A 1,573-nucleotide genomic window follows, 5' to 3' on the forward strand; every position below is an offset into this window, starting at 1 on the left:
TAGTAAAATGATAAAGACCACGATAAATCATTTCTAATGAAATCTCATCAAAGGGCAGAGAAAGTTCATCCGCTACGCATTGGTGACAAGTTAAGGAAAAAGGGAAATTGTCAAGGGTAGTATTTGCATGGGTCTGGGATCGTGGGAAACTTATGACAGACAAGTAATAGAGGGATGGTGAGCAGCCATGACCAGCAGCCGAAAAACCAATCGAGACCACGCGAAAAAAACACACAGACCAATGGTGGAAGATGAAGTAATTGCAGAGCAACTGGAAAGATTGCTGACACCGGCGATTACAAATCAAGAAAATTACTACCGAAAATTAGGACTCAGAGAGCGGATATTGAATTTACCGTTGATGATGGCTGCGGTATTAACGTTACTGTGGCGAGACGTAGCAGGGGTGAGAGAACTGACCAGAATCTTAGCCAGAGACGGTTTTCTGTGGTGTAATCCCACAAAAGTTAGTCAACAAGCGGTATCACAACGATTTTTGACATTTCCTGCGGAGTTATTTGAAAAAGTATTTAAAGATTTATTGCCAAGTCTCAGAAAAGCTTGGCATAGTAGAAATAAACGTCCATTGCCAGAAAGTATTCAATTTACCTTATCAAAATTCGAGAAAATTTGGATAATAGATGGCTCAATATTGGAGGCTCTATTTAGAAAACTACAAAGCTTAGAATCAGTTGAAAAAGGACAATTAGCCGGAAAAATAATTACAGTCATTGATTTAATAACCAGATTACCTGTTGAGATTTGGTTTGAAGAAAACCCTAAAGCTTCTGATACTAGAGCGGAAGAAGATATGCTGAATTTAGTTACAGAAAATACTTTGCTATTACTGGATAGAGGATTTTATCATTTTAAGTTTTGGCATAAATTAATCGAAAAAAAAGTTGAATTTATTACTAGAATAAAGAAAGGAGCAGCCCTTCAAATAGAACAGGTATTTACAGATAGTTATGGACTGCGAGACCGGAAAATACGCCTAGGTTCTGGCACAAAAAAGACTCCGTTTATCACGTTACGTTTAATTGAAGTTAGGTCAGGAAAAACCTGGCATTCTTATTTAACAAGTGTTCTAGAGCCTCATGTTTTGCCACCTTATGTAGTTGCGGATTTATATCGGCGTCGTTGGCGAATAGAAGAGGCTTTTAATACAGTAAAAAGACTCTTGGGTTTAAGTTATTTATGGACTGGTTCAATCAATGGAATTAAATTGCAAATTTGGTCAACGTGGTTGTTTTATGCTGTGTTAGTAGATTTAGGTGATGCCGTAGCGGATGAACTTTCTCTGCCCTTTGATGAGATTTCATTAGAAATGATTTATCGTGGTCTTTATCATTTTACTATGGCTCATCAAAAAGGTAAGGCAACAGATCCAGTTAAGTATTTTGCCGACCCAAAAAATCGAGATTTAGGTATTGTCAAACAGAAACGAAAACCCAACATAAAGTTAATTGTGGCTCCTTTTCCGGATCTTCAGCGAGGGTCTGACCAGTTTTTTTTCAACAATTCTCTAAAAGCCTCTTGACAAAAGACTTACAGTCTTAACTTGTCACCAATG

At 37.5% G+C, this 1,573-nt stretch carries 1 protein-coding gene; it reads left to right on the top strand.

All coding sequences use genetic code 11. The annotated features are described in order from the left end of the window. Positions 1–241: 241 nt before the first annotated feature. A complete protein-coding gene (locus QUA03_RS28845; RefSeq protein WP_333217147.1) occupies positions 242–1,540 on the top strand; it encodes an IS4 family transposase in 1,299 nt (432 codons plus the stop codon). The last annotated feature ends 33 nt before the right edge of the window (positions 1,541–1,573 follow it).

Source organism: Microcoleus sp. S36b_A4 (assembly GCF_036700645.1).
Lineage (GTDB): Bacteria > Cyanobacteriota > Cyanobacteriia > Cyanobacteriales > Microcoleaceae > Microcoleus.